General features: G+C 63.1%; 15 protein-coding genes. 6 read left to right on the plus strand and 9 right to left on the minus strand.

Features of this window, described 5'->3' with window-relative positions; genetic code table 11:
* Positions 1-203: 203 nt before the first annotated feature.
* Positions 204-3911, minus strand: coding sequence for a methionine synthase (gene metH / locus FEM01_RS00945; protein ID WP_138217416.1), 3708 nt, complete (start codon positions 3909-3911; stop codon positions 204-206).
* Positions 3912-4084: 173 nt separating this feature from the next.
* Here metH and FEM01_RS00950 point away from each other — a divergent pair, with 173 nt between their 5' ends.
* From FEM01_RS00950 to FEM01_RS00970, 5 genes are all read left to right on the plus strand, one after another.
* On the plus strand, positions 4085-6385 hold the full coding sequence (locus FEM01_RS00950) for a fatty acid cis/trans isomerase (protein ID WP_138217417.1): 2301 nt from the start codon (positions 4085-4087) through the stop codon (positions 6383-6385).
* A 161-nt stretch (positions 6386-6546) separates the two neighbouring features.
* Complete coding sequence (locus FEM01_RS00955) at positions 6547-7581, plus strand: acyltransferase family protein (RefSeq protein ID WP_138217418.1); 1035 nt, start codon at positions 6547-6549, stop codon at positions 7579-7581.
* A 57-nt stretch (positions 7582-7638) separates the two neighbouring features.
* A complete protein-coding gene (gene nfuA, locus FEM01_RS00960) occupies positions 7639-8223 on the plus strand; it encodes a Fe-S biogenesis protein NfuA (RefSeq protein WP_138217419.1) in 585 nt (194 codons plus the stop codon).
* A gap of 276 nt (positions 8224-8499) precedes the next feature.
* Entirely contained in the window at positions 8500-9108 is a 609-nt protein-coding gene (locus FEM01_RS00965; protein WP_138217420.1) for an SCO family protein, read from the plus strand.
* The gene (locus FEM01_RS00970) at positions 9109-9582 is read left to right on the plus strand and encodes a copper chaperone PCu(A)C (RefSeq protein WP_138217421.1); all 474 of its coding nucleotides are present in this window, start codon (positions 9109-9111) and stop codon (positions 9580-9582) included.
* 35 nt (positions 9583-9617) lie between these two features.
* Here the strand turns inward: FEM01_RS00970 and FEM01_RS00975 are convergent, their stop codons facing one another.
* Positions 9618-10601 (minus strand): AraC family transcriptional regulator, encoded by a 984-nt coding sequence (locus FEM01_RS00975; protein WP_138217422.1) that lies wholly within the window; start codon positions 10599-10601, stop codon positions 9618-9620.
* Positions 10602-10811: 210 nt separating this feature from the next.
* Here FEM01_RS00975 and FEM01_RS00980 point away from each other — a divergent pair, with 210 nt between their 5' ends.
* Positions 10812-11600, plus strand: coding sequence for an EAL domain-containing protein (locus tag FEM01_RS00980; RefSeq protein WP_240791695.1), 789 nt, complete (start codon positions 10812-10814; stop codon positions 11598-11600).
* Positions 11601-11753: 153 nt separating this feature from the next.
* On the opposite strand, the gene FEM01_RS00985 is transcribed toward FEM01_RS00980, so the two are convergent.
* The 7 genes from FEM01_RS00985 to FEM01_RS01015 all read right to left on the minus strand — a co-directional run bounded on the left by FEM01_RS00985 (position 11754) and on the right by FEM01_RS01015 (position 16619).
* On the minus strand, positions 11754-11978 hold the full coding sequence (locus FEM01_RS00985; protein WP_138217423.1) for a hypothetical protein: 225 nt from the start codon (positions 11976-11978) through the stop codon (positions 11754-11756).
* 76 nt (positions 11979-12054) lie between these two features.
* Positions 12055-12936: an AraC family transcriptional regulator gene (locus FEM01_RS00990; RefSeq protein ID WP_138217424.1), complete on the minus strand. Its 882-nt coding sequence runs from the start codon at positions 12934-12936 to the stop codon at positions 12055-12057.
* Complete coding sequence (locus FEM01_RS00995) at positions 12933-13247, minus strand: AzlD domain-containing protein (protein ID WP_138217425.1); 315 nt, start codon at positions 13245-13247, stop codon at positions 12933-12935. Before FEM01_RS00995 ends, FEM01_RS00990 begins: the two co-directional genes overlap by 4 nt.
* A complete protein-coding gene (locus FEM01_RS01000) occupies positions 13244-13942 on the minus strand; it encodes an AzlC family ABC transporter permease (RefSeq protein WP_138217426.1) in 699 nt (232 codons plus the stop codon). The genes FEM01_RS00995 and FEM01_RS01000 overlap by 4 nt, the downstream gene beginning before the upstream one ends.
* 92 nt (positions 13943-14034) lie before the next feature.
* Positions 14035-14763 (minus strand): sel1 repeat family protein, encoded by a 729-nt coding sequence (locus FEM01_RS01005; protein WP_240791696.1) that lies wholly within the window; start codon positions 14761-14763, stop codon positions 14035-14037.
* 103 nt (positions 14764-14866) lie between these two features.
* Positions 14867-15967 carry a hypothetical protein gene (locus FEM01_RS01010; RefSeq protein ID WP_138217427.1) on the minus strand — a complete coding sequence of 367 codons (1101 nt, stop codon included), beginning with the start codon at positions 15965-15967 and terminating at the stop codon, positions 14867-14869.
* Positions 15968-15986: 19 nt separating this feature from the next.
* On the minus strand, positions 15987-16619 hold the full coding sequence (locus FEM01_RS01015) for a LysE family translocator (RefSeq protein ID WP_138217428.1): 633 nt from the start codon (positions 16617-16619) through the stop codon (positions 15987-15989).

Raw genomic sequence — 16619 nt, forward strand, 5'->3', positions numbered from 1 at the left:
GCGACTCGGTGTATGGCACCGGCTGCGCCGGTGTTCGCGGGTAAACCCGCTCCCACAGGTCTCTGCTAAATCAACAAGTTATATGTAGTTCTATGAGAGCGTCTTTAGCCGCGAACACCGGCGCAGCCGGTGCCATACACCGCGTTGCCCACCCACAGGAATCGCATGCGCCGAGCCTGTGGGGATGGGTTTGCTCGACTCAATCAGCTGTCGTAGCCCAGGTTCGGCGCCAGCCAGCGCTCGCTCAGGCTGACCTCCTGGCCTTTGCGCGCGCTGTATTGCTCGATCTGGTCCTTGTCTACCTTGCCCACGGCAAAGTACTGCGCCTGCGGGTGGGCGAAGTACCAGCCGCTCACGGCAGCTGCCGGGAACATGGCGAAGTGCTCGGTGAGGAACACCCCGCTCGGGCCGGTTTCGCCGATCGCGCTGCCATCGAGCAGGCGGAACAGCGTTTCCTTCTCGGTGTGATCCGGGCAGGCTGGGTAGCCGGGAGCAGGGCGGATACCGCTGTACTGCTCCTTGATCAGCGCTTCGTTGTCCAGGTGCTCGTCCTTGGCATAACCCCAGTGCTCTTTGCGCACCCGCTCGTGCAGCCATTCGGCGCAGGCTTCGGCCAGGCGGTCGGCCAGCGCCTTGACCATGATCGAGCTGTAGTCGTCGCCCTTGTCCTGGTAGGCCTTGGCGACTTCTTCGGCACCGATGCCAGCGGTGGTGATGAAACCACCGACATAGTCGGTCACGCCGCTGTCCTTGGGCGCCACGAAGTCGGCCAACGACCAGTTGGGCTTGCCGTCGGGCTTGATGGTCTGTTGGCGCAGGTGATGCAGGGTGGCCAGGGTCGCGCCATCGTCAGCGTAGACTTCGATATCGTCATGGTTGACCTGGTTGGCCGGCCAGAAGCCGAATACCGCGCGGGCACTGATAAGCTTTTCGTCGATCAGCTTGTCGAGCATCTCACGGGCATCCTGGTACAGCGCCGTAGCGGCTTCGCCGACCACTTCGTCGGTGAGGATGCGTGGGAACTTGCCAGCCAAGTCCCAGGAAATGAAGAACGGCGTCCAGTCGATGTAGGCGGCCAGCTCGCGCAGGTCGATGTTGTCCAGCACCTTGACGCCGGTGAAGGCAGGTTTTGCCGGCTGGTAGCTGGCCCAGTCGTACTTCGGCTTGGCAGCGATGGCCTGGGCGTAGCTCAGGCGCTCGGTGCGGGCGCTGCGGTTGGCGGTGCGCTCGCGCACCTCGACATACTCGGCACGGGTCCTTTCGACGAAGCCGGCTTTCAGTTCCTTGGACAGCAACTGCGTGGCCACACCGACCGCGCGCGAGGCATCGGTGACGTAGATCACGGCATCGTTGGTGTACTTGGGTTCGATCTTCACCGCCGTGTGGGCCTTGGAGGTGGTGGCGCCGCCGATCATCAACGGCAGGTTGAAGCCCTGACGCTGCATTTCGCGGGCTACGTGGACCATTTCGTCCAGCGAAGGGGTGATCAGCCCGGACAGACCGATGATGTCGCAGTTCTGCTCGCGGGCAGTCTGCAGGATCTTCTCGGCCGGTACCATCACGCCGAGGTCGACGATGTCATAGCCGTTGCAGCCCAGCACCACGCCAACGATGTTTTTGCCGATGTCGTGCACGTCGCCCTTGACCGTGGCCATGAGGATCTTGCCCTTGGCCTCTGGCTTGTCGCCTTTTTCTGCCTCGATGAAGGGGATCAGGTGCGCCACGGCCTGCTTCATCACGCGGGCTGACTTGACCACCTGCGGCAGGAACATCTTGCCGGCGCCGAACAGGTCGCCGACCACGTTCATGCCGCTCATCAGCGGGCCTTCGATGACCTCGATGGGGCGTGCGCATTGCTGGCGGCACTCTTCGGTGTCTTCGACGATGTGCGCGGTGATGCCCTTGACCAAGGCATGCTCCAGGCGCTTGTCGACCGGCAACGAGCGCCAGGCTTCGTTCTCCACTTCCTTGGCCGCGCCGCCGCCCTTGTAGTCGTCGGCGATGGCCAGCAGGGCGTCGGTGCCTTCGGGGGTGCGGTTGAGAACCACATCTTCGACTTTCTCGCGCAGCTCGGCGGGGATCTCGTCGTAGATCTCGAGTTGGCCGGCGTTGACGATACCCATGGTCAGGCCGTTGCCGATGGCGTGGTAGAGGAAGACCGAGTGGATCGCCTCGCGCACCGGGTTGTTGCCGCGGAACGAGAACGACACGTTGGACACGCCGCCTGAACTCAGGGCGTGGGGCAAGTGGTCGCGGATGTAGGCACAGGCCTCGATGAAGTCCACGGCATAGTTGTTGTGTTCTTCGATACCGGTGGCCACGGCGAAAATGTTCGGGTCGAAGATGATGTCTTCTGCTGGGAAGCCCACTTCATGGACCAGGATGTCGTAGCTGCGCTGGCAGATTTCTTTCTTGCGTGCGGCGGTATCGGCCTGGCCGACTTCGTCGAAGGCCATGACCACCACGGCGGCGCCATAGCGCTTGCACAGGCGGGCGTGGTGCTTGAATTGCTCGACGCCTTCTTTCATGGAGATCGAGTTGACGATGCCCTTGCCCTGGATGCACTTCAGGCCCGCTTCGATGACTTCCCACTTGGAAGAGTCGATCATGATCGGTACGCGGGAGATATCCGGCTCGCCGGCGATCAGGTTGAGGAAGCGGACCATGGCCGCCTGGGAGTCGAGCATCCCTTCGTCCATGTTGATGTCGATCACCTGGGCGCCAGCCTCGACTTGCTGCAGGGCCACCTCCAGCGCTTCGGTGTAGTTCTCCTCGCGGATCAGTCGGGCGAACTTGGCGGAACCGGTGATGTTGGTGCGCTCGCCGACGTTGACGAACAGCGACTGGCGATCGATGGTGAACGGCTCCAGGCCCGACAGGCGGCAAGCCTTGGGGATATCCGGGATGGCCCGCGGCGGATACTTGGCCACGGCCTCGGCGATGGCCTGGATATGCGCTGGGGTGGTGCCGCAGCAGCCGCCGATGATGTTCAGGAAGCCGCTGGCAGCGAACTCCTCGACCACTGCCGCCATTTCGGCCGGGGTCTCGTCATATTCGCCGAAGGCGTTGGGCAGGCCAGCGTTGGGGTGGGCCGAAACGTGGGTGTCGGCCTTGCCGGAGAGTTCTTCCAGGTAAGGACGCAAGTCCTTGGCGCCCAGGGCGCAGTTCAGGCCGACGGAGATCGGCTTGGCGTGGCGCACCGAGTTCCAGAAGGCTTCGGTGGTCTGCCCGGACAGGGTGCGGCCGGAGGCGTCGGTGATGGTGCCGGAGATCATGATCGGCAGCTCGACGCGGTCCTCTTCGAACACCTGTTGCACGGCGAAGATCGCCGCCTTGGCGTTGAGCGTGTCGAAGATGGTCTCGATCAGGATCAGGTCGGCGCCGCCTTCGATCAGCCCGCGGGTCGCCTCGACGTAGTTTTCCACCAGTTCATCGAACGTGACGTTGCGATAGCCCGGATCGTTGACGTCGGGAGAAATCGAGCAGGTCCGGCTGGTCGGGCCGAGCACCCCGGCGACGAAGCGCGGTTTGTCGGGGGTTTCGCGGGTCTTGGCGTCGGCCACCTGGCGGGCGATGCGCGCACCTTCGACGTTCAGCTCATAGACCAGCGATTCCATGCCGTAGTCGGCTTGCGAGATCTGCGTGGCGTTGAAGGTATTGGTTTCGAGGATATCGGCGCCGGCGTCCAGGTACGCTTTCTCGATGGCGGCGATCACATCCGGGCGGCTGAGCAGCAGCAAATCGTTATTGCCCTTCACGTCGCTTGGCCAATCGGCGAAACGCGTGCCACGATAGTCGTGTTCCTCGAGGCGGTAACTCTGGATCATAGTACCCATGCCGCCGTCGAGGATCAGGATGCGCTCCTTGAGTGCGTTCTGGAGTGCTTGGTAACGAGCGCTGCGGTCGGACATAGGACTACCTGGTCGGGCGAATATCAGAAGGTGCCGAATAATAACAAACCTGCACGGTTTTTAGACGCACCGCCAATTTGCATGAATTTCTCTCATGTTGGCACCTGCTCGATAGCACCCAAGGACCCGCTCAGGCATATCGTGATGGCTTCAAGAACCAGGACTTTCGGCACATGTCGCTTCGCATACTTGCCAGCGCCTTCGCACTGTTGATCAGTGGCGCGGCGTTCGCGCAGGCCCCCCAATCGAGCCCGGCGATTTCGTATGCCCGGGATATTCAACCGATCTTCACCGAGAAGTGCGTGGCGTGCCATGCCTGCAACGACGCCGCCTGCCAGCTCAACCTGGGCAGCGCCGAGGGGGTCGAGCGCGGCGCGTCCAAGGTGCCGGTCTATCAGGGTGAGCGCAGCCAGGCGGTGGCCACCACGCGGCTGTTCTACGATGCCCACGACGAGGCCGGCTGGCGCAAGCAGGGCTTCTACTCGGTACTGGACCAACAGGGTAGCCAGGCCGCGCTGATGGCACGCATGCTCGAACTGGGCCATCAGGCACCGCTCACCCCCAATGCCAAGCTGCCGGACGACATCGTCCTGGGGCTCGAGCGCAACAACATGTGCCCTTTGCCCCACGAGTTCGAGGCCTATGCCGGCGTGCATCCCAAGGAAGGCATGCCGCTGGCGGTGACCGGCCTGACCGACCAGCAGTACCAGACCCTGCAACGTTGGCTGGCGGCCGGTGCGCCGGTGGAGAAGAATCCGATCAAGCCCAGTGCCACCGAGGCGCAGCAGATCGGCGAATGGGAGGCATTGCTCAACCGCCCCGGCTCCACCGAGGCGCTGGTGGGGCGTTGGTTGTACGAGCACCTGTTCCTGGCGCATATCTATTTCGTCGGCGGTGAGCAGGGCCACTTCTTCCAGTGGGTACGCTCGCGCACGCCGAGCGGCCAGCCGGTGGACCTGATCGCCACCCGCCGCCCGAACGATCCGCCCGGCACCGATTTCTACTATCGCCTGATTCCGGTGCAGGGCGTGATCGTGCACAAGACCCACATCACCTACCCAATGGGCCCGCAGAAGCTCAAGCGGGTCAAGCAACTGTTCTACGCCGGCGACTGGCACGCCGCCTCGCTGCCTGGCTACGGTCCGCGCCACCGTGCCAATCCGTTCGAGACGTTTGAGGCAATTCCGGCGGTGGCTCGCTACCAGTTCATGCTGGATAACGCCGAATATTTCGTGCGCACTTTCATCCGTGGCCCGGTCTGCCGCGGGCAGATCGCCACCGACGTGATCCGCGACAACTTCTGGGCCTTGTTCCAGGAACCGGCCCACGACCGTTACCTCACCGACGCCAAGTACCGCAGCGAAGCCACGCCGTTGCTGGCCATGCCGGGGCAGATCGACGATGTGGGCAGTGTGCTGAGCCTATGGCATGCCTACCGCGACAAACGCAACGAGTACGAAGCGCTGCGCCGCGAGGCCTACGCCCAGATGCCGGCGCCGAGCTGGTCGACGCTGTGGGCGGGCAACGACAACGCGCTGCTGACCATTTTCCGCCATTTCGACAGCGCCTCGGTGACCAAGGGCCTGATCGGTGACGTGCCCCTGACCCTGTGGCTGTTCGACTACCCGCTGCTGGAGCGCACCTATTACCAACTGGCGGTGAACTTCGACGTGTTCGGCAACGTGTCGCATCAGTTGCAGACGCGCCTGTACTTCGACTTGATCCGCAATGGCGCCGAGGTAAACTTCCTGCGCCTGATGCCGGCCGACCGGCGCGGGCATATCCTCAGCGACTGGTACCAGAATAGTGGCAAAGTGAAGATGTGGATGGACTACACCGACATCGACACCAGCACCCCGAGCGCGCTGAAGCTGAACGAGCATGATCCGAAGCGCGACTTCGGCCTGCAACTGCTACAGCGCAGCGCCAGCCTCAATGCCGCCCCCGACCCGATCAACCGCTGCCAGGGTGCCTATTGCTCGCGGCCGCAGATGAGCGAAGTGTTCCGCGATGTCGAGCAGTCGCTGAGCCGTCTGGTCTCGCGTCCGGCTGCTGGCTTGAAGGTGATCGGCCAGTTGCCTGAGGCGACCCTGCTGCGCATAGAGGCCAAGAACGGCGAGCGTCAGGTCTACAGCCTGCTGCGCAACCGCGCCCACAGCAACGTCGCGTTCCTGCTGGGTGAGGCCTATCGCTATGAGCCTGGGCTGGACACCCTGACCCTGTACCCCGGCGTGCTGAGCAGCTACCCCAACTTCATCTTCAATGTTCCGGCCAGCGATGTCGCGGAATTCGTCGAGGACTTGGAGGCGGCGCGCGACGATACCGGTAAATTCGAGCGCATCGTCATGCGCTGGGGCGTGCGCCGCAGCCACCCCGAGTTCTGGCGTTACTTCCATGACTTGACTACCTACATCAAGGAGACCGAGCCGGTAGAGGCGGGGGTGTTGGACATGAATCGCTACCAGAACCTCTGATCGGGCCGTCTGACCTTTCCGGCATCACTGCGGTCGGACACGGTGGATAGCCAGGGTGGGCTGCTGACCCTGCGCCTCGAGGATTCGCGCGATCCTCGAGGCAGCAGCGGCTTGGCCGCACTTGCCTTGGCTTCAATGCACCGAAAACCGCAGGGTAACTCATGCTGTATTCGCTCCAGGCTCTCCGGGCATTCGCCGCCTGGGTGGTGGTCTGTCACCACTTCATGCAGATCTTCTTCGACTTCCATGCCAGCGGCCCGATTGGCCGGCTGTTCGCCGAACGCGGCGCGGTGGGCGTGGACATTTTCTTCGTGATCAGTGGGCTGGTGATCTATCTCTCGACCCGCGACAAGGCCATCGCCCCCGGCGAGTTTCTGCTCAACCGCGCCTTGCGCATCGTCCCCGCCTATTGGTTCTACACCTTGCTGATGGCGGTGCTGATGCTGGTCGCCAGCCGCTGGATGCCGCATCAGGTATTCGAATGGCAGCACCTGCTGCTGTCGCTTCTGTTCATTCCGGCCGAGAACCCGGGCGGCTACGGGTTGTACCCGACCCTCAACGTCGGTTGGACGCTGAATTTCGAGATGTTCTTCTACCTGCTGTTCGGCCTGGCCTTCCTGGTGCGCCAGCGCCACCACCTGTTGCTGGTGACCGCGGCGTTGTTGCTGGTGAGCGAGGTGCTGGGCCGGCTCGGGGTGCTCAGCCGGTTCTATAACAACGACATCATCTACGAATTCCTGCTCGGGATCGGTCTAGGCGTGCTGTATCGCCGGGGCCTGATCCGCGAAGGCGTGTGCCTGCCACTGGTGCTGCTGGGGCTGGCGGGGTTCGCGCTGTTCCAACTGGACGCCTCCCAGCGCCTGTTGCACTGGGGACTGCCCAGTGCGTTGGTGGTACTCGCGTTCGTTGCCCTGGAGCCGTATTTCAAGGGTAGCCGCGTGCTCAAAGCGCTCGGCGACTGTTCCTACTCGGTGTACCTGATCCACGTGCTGGTTTTGTACGCGGGGTTGTTCGCCAGCGAGCGCCTGCGCCTGAACCCGTACCTCGTATTCGCCCTGTGCATCCCGTCAATCGGACTAATGTCGTGGTTGAGCTACCAGTGGCTGGAACGCGGCTTGTATCGGCGCCTGAAGGCTGGCTTCGCGGCCCGACAGGGTATGGCACCTGAGTCGGCGCTATCCCGAGTCAAATGCTAGGACTTTGTTCGGGGCACGGGTTGGCGTACACTGCCGACAAGTCTGTGAGGAACTTACATGAGCGCTATAACCATTACCGACGCCGCGCATGATTACCTGGCTGATCTGCTCTCCAAGCAGAACACGCCTGGCATCGGCATCCGCATTTTCATCACCCAGCCAGGCACCCAGTACGCCGAGACCTGCATCGCCTACTGCAAGCCGGGCGAAGAAAAGCCTGACGATGAGCCGGTCGGCCTGAAAAGTTTCACGGCCTACCTCGACGCTGTCAGCGTGCCCTTCCTGGAAGACGCGCTGGTGGACTACGCCACCGATCGCATGGGCGGCCAGCTGACCATCAAGGCACCGAACGCCAAAGTGCCGATGGTCAATGAAGACAGCCCGATCAACGAGCGCATCAACTACTACCTGCAGACCGAAATCAATCCGGGGCTGGCGAGCCACGGCGGCCAGGTCAGCCTGGTGGATGTGGTCGACGACGGCATCGCGGTGCTTCAGTTCGGTGGCGGCTGCCAAGGCTGTGGCCAGGCTGACGTGACACTTAAGGACGGCATCGAGCGCACCCTGCTGGAACGTATTCCAGAACTCAAGGGCGTGCGTGACGTGACTGACCATACCCAGAAAGAAAACGCCTACTACTAAGGCGTTCGCTGCCTTCGCGGGGCAATCCGGCTTCCACGTTCAACCCGTGGGGGTAGGTTTGCCCCGTGATGCGTTTGATGAATCGCGCATTGATCCTTAGCAACAAACTGTTACGGATTCAATCCCTGCGACAACCGGTCGCGCCCCGTATTCAAAGGGCTGTAGCCCGATCTGACCTGCGTCGGGTGGATGGTCAGGGGGTGTCATGACAGAATGCGCCGGTTTTCTGGCCGACCCACCCCAAGGGCCGGCACCTTCCCTGTAAAGGATGGTTCCATGACTGATCTGTTGACCCGGCGCGCGGTCGTCGCCGGGATGGGCGTTCTGGGGCTGGGCCTGTTGGCCGGCTGCAACCCGGCGCGCGGCCTGGACTTCAAGTACGGCAAGAACATGAGCAACGAGATCCTCGGGCGCAAGTTCAAGCTCAAGGATACCCAAGGCAACGAGCGCACCCTGTCGAGCTTCTACGGCAGTATGCCGATGATCTTCTTCGGCTTTACCCAGTGCCCGGCAGTGTGTCCGACTACGCTCGCGCGTGCGGTGCAAATCCGCAACATGCTAAGAGGACGTGACCGCGAACTGTTCCAGGTGGTGTTCATCACCCTCGACCCGGAGCGCGATACCCCCGAGGTGCTGGATGCCTACGTCAAAGCGTTTGACCCGAGTTTCGTCGCGCTCACCGGCACCCCGGAAGAAATTGCCGAAGTAGCGCGAGAGTTCAAGGTGTTCTACGAGAAGGTGCCGGCCGGCGATACCTACACCATCTCTCACTCGTCCACCAGCTATGTCTACGACACCCGTGGCACCCTGCGCCTGAGCCTGGGTCATTCCCTGAACGCCAAGGAATGCACCGAGGACCTGCTTACACTGATGGAGATCTGCTAAATGTCGATGCAACCGATCAAACGTGCCCTGGCAGCCGTGGCCCTGTTGGGCCTGGCCCTGCCGGCGTTCGCCGAGACCCGCGTGAGCGATGCCTGGGTGCGCGCCAGCGTGCCGCACCAGCAGTCCACCGGTGCCTTCATGACCTTGACCGCGAGTACTGACAGCAAGCTGGTGGGCGTTGCGTCGTCGGTGGCCAAGACCGTGCAGGTACACGAGATGACCATGAACGGCGACGTGATGGGCATGCGTGAAGTCAAGGCTGTCGATCTGCCGGCCGGCAAGCCGGTCAAGCTCGACCCGAACGGCTACCACGTGATGCTGATGGGGCTTAACCAGCAGGTGAAGGAGGGCGAGCAGGTGCCGCTGAGCCTGACCATCGAAGATGCCAATGGCACGCAAGAAACCGTGCAGGTGCAGGCTGGCGTACGCGCCCTCAACGCCGAAGCCGGGCAAGATCACGCGCACATGCACTGAGTCTGAGGGCAGGCGGGTAGGTGTGCACCTATCCGCTAGGTCGCTTCGCGCAACTTGCGGTATTCGCCCGGCGGTACGCCGAACCAGCGCAGGCAAGCCTTGTGAAAGCTGCTCGGGTCACGAAACCCTAGCGTGGCCCCGATGTACTTGATGCTGCGTGCGGAGTCATGCAGCAAGCTATGTGCCTGGGTCAGGCGCGCTTCATCAAGCAGGGCGCTGTAGCTCACCCCCTCACGCTCCAGGGCGTTTTGCAGGCTGCGCCGGCTCAGGCGCAGGCGCTCGGACAGGTATTCCAGCGCAGTAGGCTGGCCCATGGTCAGCTGTTCGGTGAGGGCACGGCGTACGCGCGCTGTGGTTGAACCTTCGATGCGCTCCTCGAGCCTGGCTGCTGCGTATTCCCCGTGTAAACGGTCCAGCGTTGGCGAGGCCGTGGGCAGTGGCAGGCGGCATACCTCGGCGGACAGCCGCAGGCTGTTGTATGAGCGGCCGAACACCAGTCGTTCGCCGAACAGCTCGCGCAGCACCGTGGTATCGGCAGGCTCTGGATAAGCCAGCTCCACCTCCAGCGGCACGAAGCGGCACGCTGGCGTCAGCCATTGCAGCAGGCCCAGGGTCATGGCAGCACCGGCGTCGATGAACACGCGGGGTGCGCAAGGACCCACTTCGAAACCGATCAGCCGCATTTCATCGGCGCTCTGTTCAAGGCGCAGGATCGAGCCGTTGGTGGTCAGCGGGTGCAGGCTTACCAAGCGCTCCAGCGCATCCCCCAGCGTGGCGCAGGACATCACCGCGTAGCCCAGTTGCCCGAGCATCGCCGGGTGTGCGTGGGCATGCACGCGCACGCCGATGTCCGCATCGCCGCTGCGTTGCACCACCTCCTCCAGCCACTGGTATACCCGCACCAGACGAATGTGGCGGCCGCTCTCGGCCAGGATCGGGTCGTGCGGGTCGACGACGGCGCCAGCACGGATCAAAGCCTGGGCCAGGGTGGTGAAGTAACTGCGGGAAACGGTATGCATGACGCTGTCCTGGAAACGCGTTAGTTCGCTGCGAAGGTGTGGTGGTCCTAACGGGGCCTGCGGGTCAGTATCCGCCGGGGTGGGTCAGGGGACAACCGATGAGGGCCGGGGAACACTGTTCGGTCCAGTCGGTGGATGGGACCATGCGTGCCAACATGGACGGTGTGTTTGCCAGCAGGAAGCCGGCTGATCGTTGGAGCCAACAGACTGATGAACACCCCCCTGGATGCAGATCCCGTACAAGACCGGGATGACATGCGTCGTGCACGCCTGGTCTACCAGCAACTGGCCTTGAGCCACTTCATGCTGGCCTTTCAGCCTGTGGTCGATGGGCGCGACCCCACCTGTGTGCTGTACCACGAATGCCTGCTGCGCCATGACGGCCCGCCCTTGGGCTTCAACCCCATCGCTGTTCTGGAGCGCCGGCAAGCCATGGGCCTGCTCGACCGCAGCGTGCTGGGCTGCGTTATCGATATCCTGGAGCGCTATCCCGATCTGCAGCTGGGGTGCAACCTGTCCGCCCAAAGTGCCTGCGATGGTTTGCTTTGGCAGCCGCTGTGGGCGCGCCTGCGCCAGCGGCCAGAGGTCGCTGCGCGGCTGGTGCTGGAAATCACCGAAAGTGCCGCGCCAGCAGATCCTGAACGCGCGTTGGCCTTCATCGCCCAGGCTCAGGCACTGGGCTGTCGCGTGGCAATTGATGACTTTGGTGCAGGATTTGCCAGTCTCGCGTTCGTGCGCCAGGCTCGCCCGGACGTGCTCAAGGTGGACCGCGGTTATCTGCACAGGGCCCGTGAGTCGGGGACTGAAGCCCAGGTGTTCCATCATCTGGTCAGGCTGTGTCAGGGGCTGGCTCCGCAGGTGGTGGTCGAAGGGGTCGAGGATGAGCAGGATTACGCATGCGCGCTATCGGCCGGTGCCGTGGGAATGCAGGGCTTCCACTTTGGCCGACCTTCGTTGCAGTCTCCGGTGGCAGGCTGCCGCGTATCGTTGGAGCGCTGAGGGTAGCAACTGCCCGATTGATGTCTAAGTGCCATTATCGCGATTATGCCCAGCTACAACAATGGTGTGGGGCGGTTCGAGAGCGTCAGGTATAGGAACTCGCGCGCCGAATGGGCGGGCGAGTGCTACACGCTGAATATGCTCGCGATGGGCTCAGCGGAAACGCGGCAGTGGGCGATCGACGGTCAGTGACGTCAGGGTTCGACGGACTCTGGCTTCATCGGCCTCGAGCGCCTTCAGGCTTTCGCGGATCTTGCCCGCGACCGGGATATCGCCTTGGCGGTCGATCCAGTCGGCGATTTCCTTGCAGGCACTGCTCAGACAAGCCTGGCGCTGGTTTATCAGAGACAGGAGCGTGGTGATTTCTCGTTCGGACATGATGGGCTCCTCCGTTCGACCTGATCAGTGTAGCAGTGCTTGGTGCAGGTCATTGCTCCAGGTTGCGAAGCAAGCGTTATGGGCGGACGGTGCGCTTGTTAGGTGTAGGTGCAATGTGAACGGCCGTGCTGAGTAGGCATGCCTGTCGATAGGTCCCAGGCGTCACACCATACGCCTGCTTGAACTGCCGGCTGAGGTGGCTCTGGTCAGCAAAGCCCAGGGTCACGGCGACCGCGAGTGCAGGCAAGCCGCTGCGTAGCAGCTCCCGCGCTCGTGCCAGACGACGCTGCTTGAGCCAAGCGTGAGGCGCAAGGCCGGTGGCTTGGCGAAATACCCGGGCGAAGTGAAACGGCGACAGGTTAACGGCAGCTGCCAAGTCCTCCAGCGAGGGGGGCTCGGCGAGTCGGCTTTCCAGCAACTCGCGGGCACGCGCCACGGCCAGCGGCTCGTTGCCGGGTGTGGCCGGCTCCAGGCGTTGGCCGTGGCGCTGCACCAATGCCAGCACGGCCTGGCGCCAGGCGGTCTGTTGCTCCAGGGCACTGGCACCGGCCTCGCAGCGTTGGTTCAGCTGGCTGAAGGCGCGGGCCAGGATCGGGTCGTGGATCACACTGTCCTTGAAGTACGGCATTCCATGGCGCCCCAGCTCCAGCTCATCAAGCACCCCGGTCACTCGCGCAGGCTCAGGGTAGCAGCCCCTGTAGCGCCAACCGGCCTCGTGGGCCGTTGCGCCGGTGTGCAACTCGTCGGGGTTGATCAGTACCATGCTGCCGACCGGTGCCAGGTGCTCGCCACCACGATGCCAGAAGCGCTGTGCGCCTGCCTCGATCACGGTGAACACATACCCTTCATGCACATGCGGTGCGAAACGTTGCTGCAGGTAGCGCGCATGCAGCATCTCCACGTCGCCGAGCGCCGTGGACTGCCACAGGTGGGCCTGTTCGCGCAGTACGGCGGTCATGCCAGCCAGCCGCGCAGAAGGAAGAAAATCAACATGCTCGCCAGCATGCTCAGCAATACGCTACGGGTCAACAGAACCAAGGCTATGGCCACCAGCGCGCCGAGTAGGTAGGGGTTGAGCAAGCTCAGATCGAGCTGACGGTCAGGCAGGAAGATAATGGGTCCGCAGATTGCCGTGAGCATGCCGGGCACGGCGAAGCCCAGGAACTGCCGGGCGTTCGAACTCAGCCGCAATGGCAGGCGCGGTTCGAGAAAGGCGTAGCGGTTGAGGAATACCACCGCGCCCATGGCGAAAATCAGTAGCCAGATCATGCACGCGCTCCGCAATGTTTCTGACAAGCGAACCCTGCGCTCATACCTAGCAGGCCAGCCGCCACTAATGCGGTTTCCCAATGCCAGTAGCTGAACAGCACCGAACAAAGCAACGACACGCTCACGCACACTACCGTGGAGAGGTTGCGTACCCGCGGCGCGATCAGCGCCACGAAGGTGGCGACGATGGAAAAATCCAGGCCTAGTTGGTCAAGGTGTGGGATGTTCTGGCCCAGCACGATGCCGGCTAGGGTGAACAGGTTCCACGCCACGTAGAACGTCAGGCCCACGCCCAGCGCATACCAGCGATTGAACTGCTGCTGGTCGTGATGGCTGGTAAGGGCAAAAAATTCATCGGTGAGCAAAAAGCCCAGGCCCAAGCGCCAACGGGTTGGCAAGCCCGACAGATGCGGGCGCATCGACAGGCCGTAGAGCAGGTGCTGAGATGTCAGCAGCAAGGTCGTGAGCAGGATCGACACCAGGCTCGCGCCGCCTTTGAGCATTCCGATGGCCACCAGTTGGGCGGCGCCGGCAAAGACGATGGCCGATAGGCCTTGGCCTTGCCAGGCCGAGAGGTTGGCCTCGATGGCCATCGAGCCGGCCAGTAGGCCCCAAGGGGCGACGGCCAGAGACAGCGGCACAATGGCGATGGCGCCTCGCAGAAAGGCATGACGGGCAACAACGATGGTGGTCATAGGCAGGGCAACACATCGACAAGGCAGGTCAGCATGCCAGAGGACGCCTGGGCCAAGCTTGAACGATCTTGCTCAAATGCGTGAAAGGGGCTTTATCGGCTGCTGGTGAGCTGCTGCGCCGCGTCCACGCAGCCGTTGATCTCCACGGCCTTGCGCAGCAGGGTCTGGCGGTGGGGCAGGTCGAGGTCACCCAGCAGCCGATATACCTCGGCCTGGTAGTCGCGTTGGCGTCCCCACTGCATTTCAAGGCCCTTGGGGCGCGCGCGATTGCACGCCAGACGTGCGGCCGGTTGAGGGTAGTAGGCAGCGTACAGCGTCGCCATGCCGGCCACCGCTTCCAGCGCCTGACGATAATCCGGGCTGGCATTGTAAGGTTTGCACCAGTGGGCGATGGCCAGTGCTGGCGGCGCGAAACCCTGATGCAGGCTGGCTTCCAGTAGCGGGCAGGCGGCTTCGGCAATCTGCGTGGCGGGCAGGTACGTGGTGTAGTACAGCGCCAGGCGATACTGTGCCACTGGATGGCCTAACGCCACGGACTTCTCCAGCAATGCCACTGCACTGGGCAAGGTACGCGCCATGGCCTGGCCTTGACGGCTCAGTTCGGGATCGTTCTGGTTGGCGGCGCGCAATGGACTGGGACTGTCATCCAATTGGTCGGCCTGTTCCAGCAGCGGCAGCGCCTGGCGGTACAACAGGTCGGCGTGAGGGTCGATGCTTACCTCCGCGGCCTGGGCGGCGAACGCTGGCAGCAGCGCCAGGGCGGCGATGCGCACGCTGCGAGAGCGGGGGCGAACAGCAGGGCAAGTTGCTTCGACAGTCATGGCGGTACGCGTATGTCTCGGGCGAGTCAGGGGCGATGGCGTATTCTAGCCAGCCACTGCCTCAGACCGAAAGCCCAGCGCAGATCAAATCGGACGAAGCCCCTCAGGGCAGCTTGTCCACAGTTGATTTACGCTGGCCTGGCTTGTCCAGGGCAAGCCCCAGCTTGGCGGTGATCACCTTGGCCAGCGCGTTGTTACCACGGTCATTGAAGTGCAGTCGGTCGATGAATAGATGCTCGCCGAAGACCGGCGAACTGCTGAGCATGCCATTCATGTCGTAGCACGGCACAGGGTCGGCCTGGCACTTGATCCGGCGGAAAAAGGCCGAGTGCAGCTGGCGGTCGAAGGTGGCAGCAAGCAGGCGGTCGAAATGACTGGGGTTGTGATCCAGACCTTGGAGCATCAGCTGTTCACCGGCAGGCACGGTTTCACGGCACCACGGCAGCAGGGGTTGGAGGATGAACGTAAGAGAACTGTGGCTGTTGGCCAGTAGGCGTTCCCACTGGCAGAGGGTGCGCGCGATGCAGTCGGCAGCACGTCCCAGACGTTTGTCGGGCGTGGGCAGTGTATCCAGCGTCGGCCAGGGTTGTTGTTCACGGGGCGCGAACACTTGCGTCAGGCGTCGCCACACCGAGTCATGGTGCTGTGCTTCAGGGCCCTTAATACCTTCATTGAAACGGTTCAGAAAAGCCTGGTAGGCCTGGGCCCGGTGTGGTTCATGGCTGCCTGCCAGCAACTCGTCCAAGGTGTCCTGGGCCAACGTGTTCAAACCGCTGAGCAACACCACATGGCCAATCTGGCCAAGGCGGTGCTGGTGGGTGAGGAACATCAGCAACTCCTGGGGAGCGCTCAGGCCGCAACCGGCCAAGGTTAGCCATACCTCGCCGGTAAGCGCTGACAGGTAGGAGGCTACGGTGTGCTCATCGGAGCTGGCACCGATGCCCATGGCGCTGGAGCCGCCCACCAGCAGGTTAACGCGCGCCGCGCCACCGCGCTCTGCCAGTGAATAGCGCTTGCCCGCACAATGGCTGTAGCGCATGCCCAGTGCGTCGGTATTGATGGTTGCGGAGCGATAGCCGCGCTCGTGCGCATGGGTTGTCTGTGGGGCGCGGCGGCTGCCCAGCAGCAGAAAGCGCTGATAGTCCTGCTGCAACGGGAAGGCGGCGCCCACGCAGCCTGCCGGGAAGGTATCGAGGGTGCTCATGGGCGCTCCTTGGGCGGTTTCAGGCCGTCAGTTCCCGCACGTTGTAGGCAAGGCCCACAGCAGCGATCAGCAGCAGCGCGACCCCCGAAGCCAGGCTGATGATACGGCTGCTGCGCTGCGAGGCGATGCGGCCGATGGCGAAGATGTACAGGCTCAGCACGGCGAAGTCGATGGCGCACCACAGCAGTGACAACACCACCATGCTCTTGCCGAACGACTCGGTGATCTGGATGAACTGGGGGAAGAACGAGATGAAGAAGATGATGTCCTTGGGGTTGGAGATCCCTACCATGAACCCTTGCAACAGGCCGCCACGGCCCGGTTGTGCATCGACCTGAGCGGCAGCGGTGGGGACCGATGTGGCCTGCATCGCCTCGCGCAGGGTGCCCACGGCGATGTGGCCAATGAACAGGCAGCCCAGCAGGCTCATGCCGTTGAGCCAGGCCTTGTCGATGGCGGCGCTGGTCATGATGACCCAGGCGGCGGCGCCGATCAGCACCAATGAGGCCCAGTTGGTTCCGATGGCCGTGAACACGGCCTTGCGCGCGCCTGAGGCCGCAGCGGTGTTGACGATCAGTGCCACCACCGGGCCGGGTGTGGCGATCAGCAGCAGGACAGTGAGGGCGTATGTGGCGGTCAGGGCGGTATTCAC

It is taken from the genome of Pseudomonas mosselii, assembly GCF_005796105.1.
Lineage (GTDB): Bacteria > Pseudomonadota > Gammaproteobacteria > Pseudomonadales > Pseudomonadaceae > Aquipseudomonas > Aquipseudomonas mosselii_C.